This is a genomic window from Campylobacter sp. BCW_6889 (genome assembly GCF_001762535.1).
GTDB classification, from domain to species: domain Bacteria; phylum Campylobacterota; class Campylobacteria; order Campylobacterales; family Campylobacteraceae; genus Campylobacter_D; species Campylobacter_D jejuni.
The window spans coordinates 1-2,458 of sequence record NZ_MJWZ01000052.1; the positions used below are offsets into that span (position 1 = coordinate 1).

Here is a 2,458-nt window from a genome sequence, read left to right on the forward strand (position 1 = left end):
TAACTAGCTGTCTAGCATTCATACTCTCAATCTATGGCAAAACAGATGAAAACAAAAGCAAAATGACACCTGCTGTTATAGCTTATATCAAAAAAACAAAAAACACTTTTATTGCCAAACTAAAAAGAGTTAAAAACCATGAGAGCATTATCGATTTACAAGCCAAATACCCAAAGCTTGATATAGTTTCAGCCTATCAATTCCTAACCCTCAAAGATAAATTCAAAATTACCAAATCAGAAATCCAAGATTTTGAAACACTAATCGATATTCTTTCAAAAAACGCCCAAAAATCAAAAAAATAACCCTAAAACGATAAAAACATTAAAAAAATCATTTTAGCCTTTTAAAGGCTAATTCTGTCATTTTAAACCCTATATCCATTCAAGATACCCACTTGCAATCAAAAAAAACACAAAAAAACCTACAAAAATCGCAACACAAAACAAAAACCACAGCCCATTTCAAAACTGCAAAGCATTTTTGAAAATTCGCAAGAACTTCTAAAATAAGCCCTAGCTCTCATATTATCGCTATAAATCAAGCACAATCAAAAATACACGCCATGAAGAAAATTTTGCAGTTTTTAGCTCTAAAGTCTATTTTTGCCAAAAATCTTACACAATAACTCGATTATCAACAATGCTTAAAAACCTACAAAATAGATATTTTAAAAGCTTTTTACAAATCGCAAAATGTCGGTAAAACATTGATGATTACTTGCCCGCAATAATAAGCTTTAAATGCCTATATTTGGGCTATATTATTGCATTATGCCCATTGGCTCAACTTTTTACATTTTTTTCAAAAAAAGCAAAAGAACCTAAAAATAAGGGTTTTAACATAATAAGCCCTAAATATTGATATTTTATTTTTTATTACACTTTTTAGTATATTTTTTCAACAATAAAAATTAAATTAATATTAAAAACCCTATAAAATAGTATTTTAAATAAACTCTTTTTTGTAGTTAAGTTGTAATAAAGTTGCACTCAAGTTGTAATAAAAATAACATTAACTACATATTAACTACACTTTTACTTCAAAAAACATGCAAATTTTCACATTTTTGTAGTTAAAGTGTAGTGAAAGTGTAATAAAGTTGCACTCAAGTTGTAGTTAAGTTGAAAATAATTGTAATAAAGTTGAATTCAAGTTGTAATTATGTTGTAGTTAAGTTGTAGTTAAGTTGAAAATAAAATGCAGTTTATCAAGTAGCGTTTTTTTGCACTCAAGTTGTAGTTATGTTGTAGTAAAAGTGTAGTTAAGTTGAAATAAAAATTTACATAAACATAAACTATACTTGAAGTAAAGTTGTATTAATGTGTATCACATATTGAAATAAAATTACATATTGCTTGAAAACAACTTGTAATATATGTATTTTATTTAGTTGATTTGTAATTAACTCGCAACAACTTATATTTTAACTCCAACAGGAAAAGTAATAGGCACTCCTATTGAAGGAGCGGTTGATTCTGACATACTTTTTGGACTATTGAAAGGTTTAGAAGATTATAAGAAAGGACAATTAGGTTTTTAGCGTGGAAAAAAACATAGAAAAATTAATTTTGGAAGCCTATGAAGATAGTAAGACTAAATTTGACCATGTTACTACAGGACATATCAGTCAATATTTGAAAAGAAAATATGATTTAAAAATCAATTGTAGTAAGGCATTAATAGAAGCAGACTTTGATCTTGAAAAAGATGAAAACGAACCTTCTTTAGTTTATGTTAAAAAAGCTACCACAAGAAACAAGACTTCAAATCGTGATCAAATTCAAAACAAAGTTGAAGAGAAACCTTTGTTGTTTCAATTTGCCTATTTTCCAAATTTTCTAAATACACTCCAAGAGCTTTCTAATATAGCTCAAAAAGAATTTTGGGGAAACGGAAATAATATTTTATTTTCTTATCTATTTAAATATTTTGAGTTCATTTATGAAAATAAAAGCTATCCTGATATTATTACTTATAATAAAGACAAAACAAAGGCATGTTTCAATACAGGTTTGTATAGTACAGGTGTTTTTCCAATATTTGCATGCTTTGAAAAGCAGGAAAATGGAGGATATATTTTTAGAAAATTTTGTTCTAATGGAGATAGAGTTTTAGATGATTTAGAAATACCTAAATCTTTAAGCGATTATGATACATTCAAAAATGAAATCATTTTTGATAGTAAATTGGATTTTAGGGTAAATCATTTGCATCTTTTTGAGAGAAAAGAGCGATTACCTGAAATTGTGAAAAAACTAAATGATAGGTTCATAGGACACATTATTAATGGTGAATTGAAAATCATCAAAGATAATTATAATCTTCAAAAGATGATTATTCCTGCAGCTTATAAGCAAAGGGTAGTTTTATACATTCCTTTGAAACTTCAAGAAGAATCAGTTGATACGATAGTTGTAGTTGAAAAAGAAGAGGTAAAAAACGAACAGTATTACGC

At 27.3% G+C, this 2,458-nt stretch carries 2 protein-coding genes; both read left to right on the forward strand.

Going from position 1 to position 2,458, the window contains the following annotated elements; translation table 11 throughout:
* Positions 1-305, forward strand: a 305-nt coding sequence (locus AJ939_RS04540; protein WP_186820913.1) for a hypothetical protein, incomplete at its 5' end; no start/stop codon positions are given.
* A gap of 1,239 nt (positions 306-1,544) precedes the next feature.
* On the forward strand, positions 1,545-2,458 hold a 914-nt coding region (locus tag AJ939_RS04545; RefSeq protein WP_070283391.1), incomplete at its 3' end, for a DUF3825 domain-containing protein.